Source organism: Rothia sp. HSID18069, assembly GCF_003989155.1.
Lineage (GTDB): Bacteria > Actinomycetota > Actinomycetes > Actinomycetales > Micrococcaceae > Rothia > Rothia aeria.
In genome coordinates this window covers 52,695-67,096 of the sequence record NZ_RBMG01000005.1, presented here as the reverse complement: position 1 = coordinate 67,096, position 14,402 = coordinate 52,695, and the positions used below count along the sequence as shown (strand labels likewise).

General features: G+C 54.6%; 15 protein-coding genes. 6 read left to right on the top strand and 9 right to left on the bottom strand.

The window, feature by feature from the left end; all coding sequences use genetic code 11:
- Positions 1-23 precede the first annotated feature (23 nt).
- From D8M41_RS10535 to D8M41_RS10525, 3 genes are read left to right on the top strand one after another with little or no spacing between them, the layout of a single operon-like run.
- Complete coding sequence (locus D8M41_RS10535) at positions 24-1,058, top strand: choice-of-anchor M domain-containing protein (RefSeq protein ID WP_126926988.1); 1,035 nt, start codon at positions 24-26, stop codon at positions 1,056-1,058.
- Positions 1,051-1,971, top strand: a complete 921-nt coding sequence (locus D8M41_RS10530) for an anchored repeat-type ABC transporter ATP-binding subunit (protein ID WP_023133904.1) — start codon at positions 1,051-1,053, stop codon at positions 1,969-1,971. The genes D8M41_RS10535 and D8M41_RS10530 overlap by 8 nt, the downstream gene beginning before the upstream one ends.
- Positions 1,968-2,840, top strand: coding sequence for an anchored repeat-type ABC transporter permease subunit (locus D8M41_RS10525; protein ID WP_023133905.1), 873 nt, complete (start codon positions 1,968-1,970; stop codon positions 2,838-2,840). The genes D8M41_RS10530 and D8M41_RS10525 overlap by 4 nt, the downstream gene beginning before the upstream one ends.
- A 39-nt stretch (positions 2,841-2,879) precedes the next feature.
- On the opposite strand, the gene D8M41_RS10520 is transcribed toward D8M41_RS10525, so the two are convergent.
- Positions 2,880-3,557: a hypothetical protein gene (locus D8M41_RS10520; RefSeq protein WP_231375397.1), complete on the bottom strand. Its 678-nt coding sequence runs from the start codon at positions 3,555-3,557 to the stop codon at positions 2,880-2,882.
- Between the two features lie 126 nt (positions 3,558-3,683).
- Here D8M41_RS10520 and D8M41_RS10515 point away from each other — a divergent pair, with 126 nt between their 5' ends.
- Both D8M41_RS10515 and D8M41_RS10510 read left to right on the top strand, forming a co-directional pair.
- Positions 3,684-4,085 carry a SulP family inorganic anion transporter gene (locus tag D8M41_RS10515; RefSeq protein WP_126926987.1) on the top strand — a complete coding sequence of 134 codons (402 nt, stop codon included), beginning with the start codon at positions 3,684-3,686 and terminating at the stop codon, positions 4,083-4,085.
- A 327-nt stretch (positions 4,086-4,412) separates the two neighbouring features.
- A complete protein-coding gene (locus D8M41_RS10510; RefSeq protein ID WP_126926986.1) occupies positions 4,413-5,477 on the top strand; it encodes an alcohol dehydrogenase catalytic domain-containing protein in 1,065 nt (354 codons plus the stop codon).
- A 161-nt stretch (positions 5,478-5,638) separates the two neighbouring features.
- Here the strand turns inward: D8M41_RS10510 and D8M41_RS10505 are convergent, their stop codons facing one another.
- The 7 genes from D8M41_RS10505 to D8M41_RS10480 form a co-directional block, all read right to left on the bottom strand.
- Positions 5,639-6,142, bottom strand: coding sequence for a peptidoglycan-binding protein (locus D8M41_RS10505; RefSeq protein WP_126926985.1), 504 nt, complete (start codon positions 6,140-6,142; stop codon positions 5,639-5,641).
- A 71-nt stretch (positions 6,143-6,213) separates the two neighbouring features.
- The gene (locus D8M41_RS10500; protein ID WP_126926984.1) at positions 6,214-6,690 is read right to left on the bottom strand and encodes a peptidoglycan-binding protein; all 477 of its coding nucleotides are present in this window, start codon (positions 6,688-6,690) and stop codon (positions 6,214-6,216) included.
- Between the two features lie 192 nt (positions 6,691-6,882).
- Positions 6,883-7,389: a Tat pathway signal sequence domain protein gene (locus D8M41_RS10495; RefSeq protein ID WP_023133912.1), complete on the bottom strand. Its 507-nt coding sequence runs from the start codon at positions 7,387-7,389 to the stop codon at positions 6,883-6,885.
- A gap of 118 nt (positions 7,390-7,507) precedes the next feature.
- Positions 7,508-8,074: a peptidoglycan-binding protein gene (locus tag D8M41_RS12030; protein ID WP_238693523.1), complete on the bottom strand. Its 567-nt coding sequence runs from the start codon at positions 8,072-8,074 to the stop codon at positions 7,508-7,510.
- 367 nt (positions 8,075-8,441) lie between these two features.
- On the bottom strand, positions 8,442-8,948 hold the full coding sequence (locus D8M41_RS10485; RefSeq protein WP_023133914.1) for an LURP-one-related/scramblase family protein: 507 nt from the start codon (positions 8,946-8,948) through the stop codon (positions 8,442-8,444).
- A gap of 1,684 nt (positions 8,949-10,632) precedes the next feature.
- On the bottom strand, positions 10,633-10,773 hold the full coding sequence (locus tag D8M41_RS11595) for a hypothetical protein (RefSeq protein ID WP_153269377.1): 141 nt from the start codon (positions 10,771-10,773) through the stop codon (positions 10,633-10,635).
- Between the two features lie 242 nt (positions 10,774-11,015).
- Positions 11,016-12,461: a TIGR01777 family oxidoreductase gene (locus D8M41_RS10480; RefSeq protein ID WP_006889075.1), complete on the bottom strand. Its 1,446-nt coding sequence runs from the start codon at positions 12,459-12,461 to the stop codon at positions 11,016-11,018.
- Between the two features lie 242 nt (positions 12,462-12,703).
- On the opposite strand from D8M41_RS10480, the gene D8M41_RS10475 reads away from it, so the two are divergent.
- Complete coding sequence (locus D8M41_RS10475; protein WP_006889078.1) at positions 12,704-13,255, top strand: hypothetical protein; 552 nt, start codon at positions 12,704-12,706, stop codon at positions 13,253-13,255.
- Positions 13,256-13,383: 128 nt separating this feature from the next.
- On the opposite strand, the gene D8M41_RS10470 is transcribed toward D8M41_RS10475, so the two are convergent.
- Positions 13,384-14,208, bottom strand: a complete 825-nt coding sequence (locus tag D8M41_RS10470) for an S-layer homology domain-containing protein (protein ID WP_006889042.1) — start codon at positions 14,206-14,208, stop codon at positions 13,384-13,386.
- Positions 14,209-14,402: the final 194 nt, after the last annotated feature.

The window sequence follows — 14,402 nt, the reverse complement described above, 5'->3', positions numbered from 1 at the left end:
TTAGTACTGTGAAGGAAACACCCTTGAAAAATTCTATTTTTAGCATAAATACTTGTCAGAAGGTTATTTCAGCTGCCCTTAGTGCTGCCCTGCTGGTTTCGGCTGGTGGTGTTGCCCATGCCGACCCGTCACCTGCGGCGGCCTCTTCAAGACCGAGTGGGGATAACCTCAGCAAAGAGCAGAAGGCTCTGCAGCAGACGCTCTCGCCCGAGCAGCCGGTGGGCACGGGACGCACCGAAATTTCGAGCGGGCATGTTGATATGGGCCCGCGTTTTACCGACGGTAAGTTTCAGCTCATGATCCATGACGATCATGCCGCTACACCCATCTGGCGCAGCGTGGATGATGTACTGTACCGCGGCTCCGATGCGGCCCTGCGCCAGGTTCCTGATGATGACCGGTATTCGTTTGTGGGTGCACGGCCCGGCGAGCAGGTGTATGTGATTCCGCAGACCGAGACGAAGGGGGTCGTCTGGCCTGGCTGGACCACTCAGGACCCGGGGCTTGTGCAGAAAACCCCGCGCGGGGTCACCCTCACCCTAGAGCAGGTTCAGGGACCGGGGCAGTTCACGCTGTACCTGGAGAACGGGAATTTCTCGAAGCCGCAGGTTTTGTGGGATTCGTCCAAGCACGAGCCACAGGATATATGGGTTGAGAAGAACACGCATACCCACGCCAATTGGGTGTTTACCAAGCCCGGCGCCTATCTGCTGAAGGTGACGGCCCGTGCGGAACTTGTGGATGGTTCGGTTGTTTCCGATACCCGCTATATGAAGTTCGCCATCGGGGATTCGGTGACTGCGGATGAGGTGTACGCTCTGGCGCAGCAGGCCACGGATCAGGCACCGGCGGGCGAATCGGAGGGCGCGCACTCTGCGGCGGCTTCCGATAGTCTGGGGGCCTCATCCGGCGGGTTCCCTGTCCTGCCGGTGGCGCTCGGCGTGGGGGCTGTGGCGGTGCTTGCCGCAGCGGGCCTCTTCATGATGCGCCGCAATAAGGCCGCGCAGGCGCAGGCCGAGCGCATCATGGCGAGCGGAAAGGGTGCGCGGGATGAGTAAAGGTACCACCGTGCTAGGCTCCAAAAACGACCCCGCGACGGGGAGTGAAAATCCGACGCTGAGCATCCAGAACCTCTATGCGGGGTACGGGCGGCGGGCGGTGCTGCGGGACTTTTCACTCACCCTGAACCCCGGCGAATTTGTGGGTCTTCTCGGGGCGAACGGTGCCGGAAAAACCACGCTGTTACGTGCCATTATGGGGCTGCTGCATCCTGCCTCGGGGAGCATTCGGGTGCTGGGCAGTACCGCGCGCACCGCGCGGGCGCGCATCGGCTATGTGCCGCAGAAGCACCAGTTTCAGTGGGATTTCCCGATCACCGTCAAGGATGCGGTCATGACCGGGCGAACCCGCGAGATCGGCTGGTTTCGTCGCCCTAAAACCGCTGATTGGGTCAAGGTTTTTCACGCTCTGGAACGCACGGATTTAATGCAGCTGAAGAACCGTCCTATCGGAGAGCTTTCCGGCGGGCAGCGGCAGCGGGTGCTTCTGGCGCGTGCTCTCGCGGTTGAACCGGCGCTTTTGCTTCTTGATGAGCCCTTCACGGGGGTGGATGCGCCCACCCAGTCCGCGCTCACCGAACTGTACCGGCAGCTGGCGGGCGAGGGCGTGACGATTCTGATGTCTACCCACGATATTGTGGCGGCGCAGGAGTCTTGTTCGCGGCTGTGCGGGGTGCGCGGTTCCTTGAGTTTGGACGGCAAAGCCGAGGATTTTTCGCCGCAGCAGCTTTACGCCTGGGTGCACGGGCGCGAACTTGAGGGCGAGGGAGAAAGCACAGGTAAAGGCGGAAGCGCGGGCACAAACCCATCGCCCGAGATACTTGTACCGGGCGCAGGCGGCGACTCGACCGGCGGCACCCGGCAGGGGCATCCTGCCGGTCATCGTGTAACCCCGCAGGAGGCAGCGGCATGATTACTCCCCTTGATTTTCTGTTTGACCTTTTCAACCCTTCCCTGGCGTTTCTGCCGCGTGCCCTGGCCGCAGTGACCTTGGCTTCTTTGGTGACGGGCGTGGTGGGGTGCCATGTGATGATGCGCGGCATGGTTTTTATTGGCGATGCGGTTGCCCACTCGGTGTTTCCCGGCTTGGCGGTTGCGTTCGTTATCGGCGGCAACCTGGTGTTCGGGGGCTTGATCGCGGGCGTTATCACGGCGGTTTTGGTGGCTATTTTTAGTCAGAACCAGAAGCTGCGTGAGGATTCGGTGATCGGTATTTTCTTTGCCGGTTCGTTCGCGTTGGGTATTGTGATTATTTCGCTGGCACCGGGGTATTCGGGGTCGATTCAGGATTTCCTGTTCGGTTCGATTGTGGGGGTTTCACGCGGCGATATTACCCAGGCGGCGGCTATGTCCGCCGGGATTCTGCTGCTTCTGTGGCTGTTTCATCGGCAGCTGGTGACGGTGAGCCTGGATCGTGAAAGTGCTCGCGCGTTAGGGTTGCCGGTGCTGTGGCTGGATATTCTGCTGTATGTGCTCGTGACGGTTTCCGTGGTGATTTCTTTGCAGACGCTCGGGAATGTGCTGGTGCTTGCGCTCATTGTGGTTCCGGCCAGCGCATCGCGGCTCGCATGCCGCCGTTTAGGCACCATGATGCTGTTCTCACCGGTTTTCGGCGTGCTGTGTTCGACCGCGGGGCTGTACTTCTCGTGGGCGTTTAACCTGCCGACTGGCGGCACGATTGTGCTGACGATGGTCGCCGCTTTCGTGCTGGTGTGGGTGTTTACCTGGATGCACCAGCGGGTCAGACGCATTCCTGAGACCGCCCGTTCCCTGCCGGTTTAGGCTTTGCCGTGCCTATCACAAGGCTCTCACCGTCGCCTGTCAGGTCAGCGAGAAATAGTCTGCGATAACATCCCACCGGCGGCGCAGCACGTGCTGATCCGCGAAGAGCGTGGCGCTGCGGTCGGTAAGATGTGCGTGCACGTTCCGGTAGAGTTCATCGCGCAGGTCGTTCATCGTGTTTACGGACAAATACCCGAGCACATCCGGCAGCACGGTATCGAGGCGCTGCTGCTGCAGCTCCTGCTCGGTAAGTGCCACATAGTCCGCCAGATCAAAGGTTTCCATGAACCGATGAGCGGCGGTGCTGAAACGAGTGAATGCTTCTATATTGAGTGTCCCGTCGGGCCTCAGGTAAGTCATTCTCGCTTCGTGATCTACAAATTCGTGGTAGCGGGGGTGGCCAACGCTTATAAAGTACATATCGCCGTCATGTGGGGAGGGCACAGATTTAAGAGGCTGATCGAGGTGTGCCGATATTTTTCGCAGGGTTTTACGCCATTTTTTAGACATCACATAAAACGCCGGGATGCCGCTGTATTTCCCCGGCGTATGGTTGAATGTTGCGTAGAGAAAAGCGGCCCGAAATATGAGGTCTTCACCGTATTCTTGGGTGAATACGGGCTGATTTTTGCGTGGTTTCGACCAGCCCAGTGAGCCCAGGTGCTCGCGGAATGCTTCACCGCTGGAAATATCCCGGTATGTGTAGTTGTCCGCCATGCTATCCCCCATATGCAGCCTATTTTTAGCAACCACCCTACCATTTACGAGGCGTGTGGCCATGCGTTTATCGTCGTGTTTTTCTGCCGCCCATAAGGGCTTTTACCGGCACCGCGCGGTGATGCTGTGGTTGCCCTTGACCTGCTGGAGGGTGTGGCTATTGGCCTGGCAATCAGTATTTTCTTCGTGCTGCAGGGCAATATGAAGCGCGCCTACTACCTCAGCCGTGAGGAGCTGGCGGAGGCCGACGAAATCACGCTGGATTTGGCGGAAGAGGTGTCGTTCCTGAACAAGGCGGCTATTAAGAAGACGCTGAAGAATATTCGCCCCGGCTCGAAGGTCACGATCAATGCCGAGAACTCTTCGTATATTGCCAGTGATGTGCTGGAGCTGATTGAGGACTTCTCCAACGTTTATGCGAAGGAAAACGATATTGAGGTGGTGCTTAAGGGCTTCAAGTCGGATTATCACGATGCAGAGCGTGACCGCCACAGCCACGTGAAAGTGGGGCACGCCGCAAGTATCTAAGCGACGAGGCGGGCGGTACCCGTGCTGTATCGCTCCCCCCTCGTGCGTATACGCGAGAAGCGGGTTTTTGGCCGGAAAGGTGAGAAAATATCACCCTCTTGGTCAAAAATCCGCTTCTCGCTTTTAAACCTGGCTTAATAATGTACCGCCACCGCCTCTTACAGTCACCACAACCTTAAATGTAATCTGCGTAACATCTAGGCAGCTGAGGTGTTTTAGTGTTTAATAGACATATAACTTATAAACATATATTTATAAGTTTATAGGAGTGGTGATGACATTATCACCGCCGCTCCCCCCTCCATAGAACTCAACGAAGGAGTCATTATGAAGGCAGTTGTTTACTATGGCGCAGGCAAGCGGGCGTGGGAGGAAGTTCCGGATCCGACCGTCCTTGAACCCACTGATGTGATTGCTCGCGTTGATACCACCACCATCTGCGGCACCGACCTGCACATCCTCAAGGGCGACGTTCCCGAAGTTGAAGAAGGACGTATTCTGGGCCACGAGGCTATCGGCACGATTACCGAAGTCGGCTCGGCGGTCACCGATTTGAAAGTTGGCGACCGCATCATTATTCCGGCGGTCACGAACTGCGGCAAGTGCTCATACTGTAAGGACAATAAGCCCTCACACTGCCAGACCGTAGGCGGTGTCGGCTGGATTTTCGGGTACATGATTGACGGCACCCAGGCCGAGTATGTGCGCATTCCTTACGCCGAGACGTCGGTGCACATGGTTCCCGAGGGGCTCACGGACGAGGACGTTCTCTTCCTCACGGATGCGCTTCCGACCGGTTTCGAGATGGGTATTCTCAACGGCAACACCAAACCGGGCGATACGGTGGCTGTTATCGGCGCAGGTCCGGTGGGTCTGGGCGCGATCATGACGGCGAACCTGTGTGGTGCCGGGCGTGTGATTACCGTCGATATGGACGATAACCGCATGAACAAGGCTCTGGAACTGGGAGCAACCGATAAGGTCAACGCAGCTGATCCGGACTTTATCGAGAAGATTAAGGCCCTCTCCCCCGACGGTTTGGGCGTGGATGTGGCGATTGAGGCCGTGGGCGTGCCGCAGACCTTCGAGACCTGCACCAAGATCGTTCGCCCCTACGGCAACGTTGCGAACGCGGGTGTGCACGGCAAGCCGGTAGAGCTGCCGATTAACACCATGTGGATCTCGAACGTGAACATCAACATGGGTCTGGTGAACTGCAACACCGTGGGCAACCTGCTGAACATGGTGCGTTCGGGCCGCCTGAACGCGAAGGCAATGGCAACCCACTACTTCACCTTCGACCAGTTCGAGGAAGCATACGACCTGTTCGCAAATGCCGCCGAGCATAACGCGGTGAAGGTTGTGATCTCCCGCGAGCCGATTAAGCACTAGAGAGCCGGGTAAAAACCCGCATAAATACTAGGGGCCTCTGCACTAACCCACATGCAGAGGCCCCTAGTATATGCTCAACGCCCCCAGAAGGGAACCTGTGAGCTACGAATAGCCTCAAGTATCCCGCCCCGGGGGCGCCGCGCGTTCACATAGTACTCAGTTTAGGGGTAGTTGCTGCTAAGGAGCTTACGCTGCAGCGCAACAATAGCCGGTGAAGGGGCATCAAATACCCCGTCTGCCGTCTGGCCAAGGTAAGACTGCAAGGCGCTGATCGTGTTGGGGCCGATCAGACCGTCAGTGTTCACGCCCAGCCACCGCTGCAGGTCTTTAATGGTGTCTGAGCCGGATGCGGCATCATCAGAAACCCACTGCCAGCCACCGGTCAAGCCCGGGTTCGCGCTGGACTGCGAGGCAGGCTGGCTATCGATCTGCCCGTCAAGGGGAAGACCACCCACAACAGCGGAATTCGCGGCAGCTACACTGTTGAGATGCTTCTGCAGCTCAACCGTCGTTTCGGAGCCCCAGTACCCATCCTCTGCAAGAGCGGTTGCCGCCGGGGCAGTCGCCAGGCTAGCACCAAAGGCTGCAGCACCGACGGCGGGAACGCCAATAGCGGCGGTACGCAGCAGCTTACGGCGGGAAACACCAGAATGTTCGTTCGTCATTTTTATCATCCCCACTTTACGAGAAGGTATATCCAGAGCTTGGTATGGATTCTGAAGCTTTGGATGCTGAACTAGTCGTAAGCGACCCGGTTGAGCTCAGCCTGGAGCCTCTTAATGGTGGGAGACTCGGCGCTTAGCACTCCATCCTGGGGGAGCTTGTAGCGTGCCTGGAGCGCGGAAATAGTGCCCGGCCCAATGAGCCCGTCCTGGGTCACTTTGAGCATGCCCTGAAGGGCACGAATGGTTTGTGAGCCGTTAGCAGAAGCATCAGACACCCAGTCCCAGCCGCCTGCCAGCCCGGGGTTAGCACTCGCACGGGATGCGGGCTGACTTGAGACGATACCGTCTACCACATCAAGTTTGAAGAGTGTTTGAAGCATCCGTGTGGTCTTGGTTCCCCAATAACCATCGGCGGCAATCATAGCCGCATTGGATGCGGGGGCGGCGATCAGGGTAGCCCCCATCGCAACCGCACCTGCGGCGGGAACGCCAATAGCGGCGGTACGCAGCAGCTTACGGCGGGAAAGTCCGGTGTTTTCGAGATTCATAATATTCCTCCTTCACCTCACCACATGCACGAGGTGAGAAAATGTCACACTATTTGTGCGATAACAACTTATCCTTTTAGGCCTTAACTTCATGAGAGTTCAGGTAGTTTTGCAGGCCTCAATAGTCGGTGAGGGCCCATCAAGTACGCCATCAGCGGGCTGCCCAAGCCAGGTTTGCAGTGCACTAATCGTTTAGCTGACATGCTGATTAAGCTCGTTCTGCAGGGCTTTAATGGTGTCTGAGGGGCCATCCAGGCGACCGTCTGCAGTGATGCCGTAGTGGGTTTGCAGAGCTTTAATGGTGTTGGGCCCGATAAGCCCGTCAGTTTCTACGCCTAGCCAGCGTTGCAGGTAGTAGATGGTGAAGTCGTAACCCTGCGTGCCGTCATCAGCTGCCCAATCCCAGCCGCTGCCTAGACCGGGGTTTTCTTTTTTGCGTATGGCTGGCTGGAATTTTATGATGCCTTCCTCATACCCGTAGGTGGGCTTGCCAAGCTCCTGCGCGTAGAGGGTAAAGATGAACTTTTGGAGTTGCACCGTGGTTTGCTGCCCCCACCAGCCGTCGGCTTCAAGCGTTGGCTGTGCTACGGATGCGGCCGCAAAGTTCGCCCCTAGACCCAGCGCGCCCGCAGCGGGCACACCAATGGCGGCGGTGTACAGTAATTTACGGCGAGAAATACCAGAATGCTCATTCGCCATAGTGACACTCTTCCTTCGTGTATTTTTCAGGCTCAGAACAATAGGAAAGACTACGTCAGAGCGCGCTCTAAGCCACAGATAATACGCCCCGGCTATGCAGTAGAGAGGGAATCGTTGGTTAACCAACCCACTGGTTAATTTCGTTTTGCAGCCCTTTAATAACTCCACCACCGCCGGGCAGAGTACCGGGTTTAAGACCGTATTTCTTTGCAGAAACCTCAGTGACGCTGGTGTAACCATAATGTTTATGGAGAGAATCAATAAGCTCGGGACCAATCCACATATAGGGATCTTCTTGGTTAGAATATGAATCCATCCAATGTTGCATCCTCCCGATTGTGGGCGATCCCATACTGAGTCCCTGAGCTATCTGCTGAGCACGATCTACCCATTCCCAACCGCCAACAATACCTGGGCAGTATGGTGCCATATCCGAAGGTTGCGCGCTGATAATGCCATCAACAGTTATGGGAAAGATCTCTTGTTCTTTGGGAAACATGGCGATCATCAGACGCTGGATACCCGCTGAGGTTTCAGGGCCCCACCAGCCGTCAACCTCAACAGCGTTCGCGCTTGTTGCGGTCACGAGGGTAGAGCCGAAAGCGAGCAGACCAGCGGCAGGTACACCAATGGCGGTAGTACGCAGTAGCTTACGGCGGGAAAGACCAGTGTTATCGGTTGGCATGGTCTTTAGTCCTTTCACATGATTGCGGATGCATGTCTGAGGAATAAACAGTCAAACCTCCGCACTCTTGAGCGAGTTCAGAATGTTTCCTGTCAAAATCCCTCCATCACCCACCCTAAGAGACACTGCCCAGAACTTTCAACCCTTAGTAAAGATTTTTCTATTTCTCACTCAAAGGTTTACATATTAACTAGGTGCGTCCCCGAACCTGCCATCGGCGTGCTTCCAACCCTAAATGTCTTGGCATGCAGCCACGCAAATAAGGGGGCGTTGCCCCCTCTTATCACACAGCTATTCCATCAAGATTCCGCCGCCAATTACCCCTTTCTGGCGGGGCCTCACCCCCATACCCCGGAGCCTTGCTGTGTTATGACGAGCTGCTGCTCTCTCCTGAACCTTTCCTGCGGTCCAAGATATAGTCGATTGCCAGGAAAATTGCTACAACAATATCCTGACACCTATCGTCATATACCATCACCACATACTGGTCGCCGATTGTGAAGTACTTTTTATTGATGGTTGCAACAACAGCCTCTTCAGTACGTACATTAAACTCACGCCCCAGGTACCTGTCCCTCACCTGCATTGGCGGGGCACAGTTGGAGTCCACATCAAGCTTTAGCTGGAAGAACGCAAAGTATTTTTTAATATTCACTAGGGCACCGGTGGAGAAAGCCACATAGAACTCGTTCGTAAAACCTCCCTGGCGGGTAAACATGAAGCTCACCCCAGTTTCTAGGTTGAGTACGGTGATCTTCTTCCCCATCATCCGGAACTCTTCATCAACCTGGTACACCCCACGGCCTAAATCATCATAAATAATGTAGTGGTCGGTGATTTTAAGAGCCTGCTGTTGTATGTGAAGGGTGCGCATGCGGTCTCTCCTGACTCATATCGGCGTCCTTCCAACAGTAGCACCACCGCGTGCGACCAATGAGGATTAACCACATATGTTTTGCTAAGACCGGTGTTTGAGTGCTTTACTTACTGCGATAATCATAATCGCGCTGAATACTATTTCCCCCAAAAATATGAGGGACATTAATGTGTCGTATAAAACAGGAGACGGTTCACGGTTTATCGGAAGTACTACAGCAAAAAGCATAACCGACATGAGGGAACCCCCAAAGGATCCTTAGCAGGTGTGCCCTGAGGAGGAATGTACGGAACGGGATTTTAGGTACGGAATCACCGGGTGCGGCCATTTATGAAGAGGCTCTACGGTTATTCATGAGAGTTCCCTTCAGGTGTTTCATATTGGTCTTGTTCTAAAGGCTAGGCGGTCTTCTTAATACTGTTTGAAGTGACAACAATCATCAAAATGCACATAGTGAGCTTATAGGTAGCTATAATAGTGTTTGCTGCTGTAAAAAGTGCCCCTATATAATAATATGAACTTTCGTAAATCACAAATGACCCAAAAAGACCCCCTATAAGAGCCGGAACATAAAAAGCCGCAGCAATAGGGCCAATAATGAGACTGTAAATATTGACACCCCGTATCCACCGGAACATGACTGATTTCCTAAACCGCTTCAATGCGATAATCTGCAAGATAACGTAGATGCAATAGGGTAATGCAATAATAGTAAAAACAAGCACAAATCCCCATGCGAGAGACCCGTATTCACCGTTTGTAGAGGCATAAATAATATTTAGTTATTTTCTATATCTGCCCAGGTGATTCTTCTGGAACCGCTATACATAAACTCCTATATATTACTGTAGTAAATTGCTGCTTTAGCTACAGTACGATTATTCAAAGTTTTCTGCGCCGCCACAATCATAATGACACACAGGGCAACTTCAACGGCTAAAACAGCGACAGCAGGCAGTACTGCGATTTCTTCTCCATATCGCCGAGATTGCCCCCAGAAGGAACATAAACCCCATAAACATATATACATAAAAAGCCATAATAGGCGCTAATACCAGACTACAGATATTAATATTCCGCACCCACGATAACCGTACTCCACGGATAAGCTGCGGGACTGCTATAAATTGTAGAGCAAGATGAGCCTCATAAGGGATTAAGATTATAAATATTAGTAAGATGATGTTTGCCTGAGGAGGACCGTACGTTCTGAAAAATGATGAAACTATTACCACCACCAAAAGTGCAAGCGGGAGCGACTCCAGAATAACCCTGATCAGCTGAATAGCCACTAGAGTACCCTGATGCAGTATTTGCCGCCTTATCGGGCGATGCTGCCGAACCGTCCGTGGGTGGGGCGGCCTCGTCGTTGGATGCTGGCGTGCCGGTGGTGTTGGTGACTCCGTTGCGTTCCCCGTTACAGGGGTTAGCTGATTGCCCTGGGGTGAGAGTGTGCTCTGGTGTGTTGAGGATGTAGGGGTGTAACTGCTTAGTTTGGAGTAAGTGTTTTTAGTGGCGGGGCACCCCTTATGAATACCCCTCTGTAAATCGTGTTTAAGAGGACTCTCACGTTCTTGCGAGGGTCATTTTGTTGCTATCGGCAGAAAAAGTATGTCCCGCTTCCGTCAATAACCGCTGAGCACAACCACCCACGCAAAAGGTGAAAGCGGTGCTCACGTCTTTAATCCGAATCAGCGGCGGTATCAGGAGCGCGGTACCCTCGATGAGTAGCCTGCCTCTGCGCGTACTTCTTTTCCATGCGCATCTTAGAAATCCACGCAATAGGACCAAAATAGGTAGCGCCAACGTCAGTAGCAGCCACATGAGTTTCTCGGTCTGGCTAACGTGTGGGTTTTTGTGAATCGTGAACACGCAGTACAGTGCCAACACCACACTCAGCACGAAAACAACCGTAAACAGCACCTGAAAAACCAGCGAAAGATTCATACGCACCAGTGTACGGGGCTGCGTTCGCGCGCTACCTGCCCAACGCGCGTCGCCCACCTCATACGCGCCGAGATCCTGATTTAAATCAGGATCTCGGCGGAGAAACGGAAAAAGAAACTACCCCAGCGCGTGCTTCAGCGCGCTGCTAAGCTGGTTGTCAAAGAAGACGTACCCGCTCTTCAGCAGCTTGTCGTTAGACACAAACTGGTCTGCCAGTGCCAGCTGGTCGGTGCCCTCTTTGCCCAGCAGAGCGTCGGATGCGACCCTTGGTGCGCGCATCAGCGCCGGACGCTTGAGCGTCTGCCCTATCAGGCGCGCTACTTTTCGTGCGCTCGCCGGTGATGAGGCAACGGCGTTGACCGGGCCCTCCACAGAATCGCGCAGTACGGCGTGCACGTAGATGCCGGCAATGTCGTCCAGCGAAATCCACGATTGAATGTTGTCGCCCTTGCCGATGGTTCCGCCGGTACCACTCAAAAACAGCGGCATCTGCAGTTTTAAGAAACCGCCCAGCGGGGTAAGCACAATGCCGGTGCGTACATGTACGACGCGAACGCCCGCCTCGCGTGCGGGGTCGGCAGCTGCCTCCCACTTTTGGCAGACTTCAGCGAGGAAGGCGTTACCCGCAGCTGAGTCTTCGTGCAGAGTTTCGCCGGTGCGGTCGGCGCCGTAGTAGCCGATAGCTGATGCAACCACAAAAGTCTTCGGGCCCTTACCGCTACCCTTCAAACGCTGAATAGTGCGAGCCAGAAGCCCGGTGGATGTAGTGCGTGATTCGAGAATTTTCTTCTTGTTTTTCTCGTTGAATCGCGTGTTGATGGACGCGCCGCCCAGGTGGATGACCGCGTCCGCACCAATGAGCGCGGTTTCATCAATCTCGCCTTTATCAGGGTTCCACGCGTACTCGTTCTCGCCCTCGGGGTTGCGGCGCACGAGGGCGCGTACGGTGTGGCCGCCGGTGGTGAGCAGAGCAGAAACTTGCTGGCCCACCATGCCCGATGCGCCTGCAATGACGATGGTCTGCGGCGCGACATCCGCGTAGCGTGCCTGAAAATTGAGGTCGGCTTCAACGCGTCGTGCGCGGTCGGCAAAGACTTTTTCGAGGTGGCGTGCTGCCACCTTGGATGCGACGATTTCGGTGCCACCGCGCACGTTGCCCGCGAATTCGAGGGCACCTGAATTCTTTTCGACGGCGCGTGATTTGAGGTCTTCGCCGCCTGCAATCGTGAATTCAATGTCATCGCGAATAACGGTCTGGTTGGCGGTGCCCAAGAACTTGTGGGTGTGCTTCCAGGTGCTGAGCGGGCCTTCCAGCATGATGTCGGAAAAACCGGAGTCGTGGACGTCCGTGATGAGTGCCGTCCATGCGCGGTTGGCTAGGCCTTTAGAACCGGGTATTGCCATTTTGAGCTTAGCTTGTACGCCTTCTTCAACGCCTTTGTCTGATTCGACGGAGCCTGACCACGGGGGAGTGGCGCGGGTGAGCGCGCCCTTGCGCATGTGCCAGGCGGTGACGGTCTCTACCGGATGCGTGTAGGTGGAGGTGTGCGAGAACGTGCCCATGGGAGCTCCTTGTCAAAACAGCGGCGCTGGTTTCAGTGTTTCTCTCAACCTAGCAGGGCTAGCGTGAAACGTGGTTCACCACACCGCAAAAAGTTAGTTTTACTGACTATATATGACGGTTTGGGTGGCTGCAAGATCACGTTCGCTGTTACCGCAAGGAGATAGTTTCCTCTATCGCGTACCCTAAAATTAGGGTGCAGGTCACAAATTGCCCTTTTGTAATCTACTGCAAGGAATCACAGATGACACAGGAACCAGAATTTAATACATCGCATCCAGAATATGTTCCTTTCTCTAATGCCTATATTGGGCATGTGATGACCGGCGGAATTGTTGCTGTGACTGTGGGAATTGTCTATTGGCTGTTATCAATACCTTTTTCGGCACTAAAGGTTAATCTTCAAGATTTTGTTATTTTCATAGTTTTAGTGGTTATTGGCTCAGAGCTCATCGTTACTCTTCTTCAGCGTCCGTTAGTTATCAAGGCACGTCATGGCTCACCTGGTGGTGCTTTGTATGCTGCCTATGAGGTAATAGTTACTCCTGTAGTTGCAGGTATTGGGGCGTTTTTGGCTTTTCAGAGTATTGCAATCGGTGGAACGATGTTTGCTCTCTTTCTTGTCGCCTGCCTCCTAGTGGCATTTTTGACAAAGCCTTGGGAGCGCGGGTTATCTCGTGCCGAGGTTAGAAGCAAATACGAAGAAACTAAGCAATTCATCAAAGATGACATTGTCGAAGAGCGACGCAAAAATGCAGACGTTTCAGATGAGCACCGAAAGCTCTTTGAACGTTAGTTGTTTTGGTCTATGCCCCGGAAATAGGGTGACTGAAATTGGGGTAATTCACCCATAAAAAAGGCTCTGACAAGCACTTGAAGTGCGTGCCAGAGCCTTTAGCGTTGGCTTCTACATGAGAGAACCGTCTAGAACTTCACGCCGTTCTGGTCTGCGCGGTAGAAGAACGCGGCGGTTGCTTCTCGGCTTACCTCGTCGTAGGGGCGGTAGTTGCCATCCGCCCAGCCCGTAGAGAGCTTGGCTGATGACATCCACGCGATTTCCTTGTAGAAGGGGCTGGTGGATGCGACGTCCTTGAACGGTGACACCGCCGGCGCCTCAAACTGCGGTGAGCCCGCTGCACGGTAGAAGAAGGCAGCCATCGCTTCACGGCTCACAGAATCGTAGGGGCGGAAGGTGCCGTCCTCCCAGCCGGTGGTGATGCCGCTTTGCTGCATCCAGGTGATTTCGTTGTAGAACAGTGAACCTGCCGGAACATCGGGGAACGCAACAGCCTTCTTGCCGCCCACCGTAACGGTCAAGTGCGCTTCGGTGCCGGTTGCCGCGTCCTTGAGCATCACAACGTGCTCACCGGCTGCAACCTTGCCCGCCAGCGGCACATCAACCTTAGCGGTGCCGCCCTCAACGGACGCGGTACCCAGCTCAACGCCGTCTACCGAAACGCTCAACTTCTCAACGGCAGGTGCCTTGAAAGAATCAACGTTCAATTCGGATGCGGTGAAGGTCAGGTTGCCGCTCGCATCGTAGGAGTCAGCCACATCAGAGATCTTCACTGCCTGCTTGTTAAAGCGTGGTGAAATGGTGCCCTCGCCCTTCAGGTACGACTGGAAAGCGTCTGAATCAACGAGTGCGGTGTCTTTCGCGTCCATACCCTGTGACAGCGTGCGGAAGTTATCGCCACCGCCGAGCAAGAATGACGGGATAGCGACGGTAATCTGCTGATCATCGGTCACCTTTTTACGGGTAGAAACCCCACTGGCTCACCAGCGGCAAAAATTGAGGATAAATCATCACAAATATTCTCAAAGCCAAACCGGTCAGACCGTTGCCCCACAAGCCTATAACAGGCCTTAGCCACTTCACCCCTAACGCTTCGCGGCATATTTCTGACGCAAAAATCTCTTCAGATAAAGCGCTGCATACACGC

Bases quoted from the DNA above. Each gene is read 5' to 3' on its own strand.
- D8M41_RS10485 (WP_023133914.1), bottom strand. From the start codon at position 8,948: ATGCGCACCCTTCACATACAACAGCAGGCTCTTAAAATCACCGACCAC.
- D8M41_RS10495 (WP_023133912.1), bottom strand. From the start codon at position 7,389: ATGGCGAATGAGCATTCTGGTATTTCTCGCCGTAAATTACTGTACACC.
- D8M41_RS12030 (WP_238693523.1), bottom strand. From the start codon at position 8,074: ATGCCAACCGATAACACTGGTCTTTCCCGCCGTAAGCTACTGCGTACT.
- D8M41_RS10520 (WP_231375397.1), bottom strand. From the start codon at position 3,557: ATGGCGGACAACTACACATACCGGGATATTTCCAGCGGTGAAGCATTC.
- D8M41_RS10530 (WP_023133904.1), top strand. From the start codon at position 1,051: ATGAGTAAAGGTACCACCGTGCTAGGCTCCAAAAACGACCCCGCGACG.
- D8M41_RS10505 (WP_126926985.1), bottom strand. From the start codon at position 6,142: ATGACGAACGAACATTCTGGTGTTTCCCGCCGTAAGCTGCTGCGTACC.
- D8M41_RS10500 (WP_126926984.1), bottom strand. From the start codon at position 6,690: ATGAATCTCGAAAACACCGGACTTTCCCGCCGTAAGCTGCTGCGTACC.
- D8M41_RS10475 (WP_006889078.1), top strand. From the start codon at position 12,704: ATGACACAGGAACCAGAATTTAATACATCGCATCCAGAATATGTTCCT.
- D8M41_RS10510 (WP_126926986.1), top strand. From the start codon at position 4,413: ATGAAGGCAGTTGTTTACTATGGCGCAGGCAAGCGGGCGTGGGAGGAA.
- D8M41_RS10480 (WP_006889075.1), bottom strand. From the start codon at position 12,461: ATGGGCACGTTCTCGCACACCTCCACCTACACGCATCCGGTAGAGACC.
- D8M41_RS10525 (WP_023133905.1), top strand. From the start codon at position 1,968: ATGATTACTCCCCTTGATTTTCTGTTTGACCTTTTCAACCCTTCCCTG.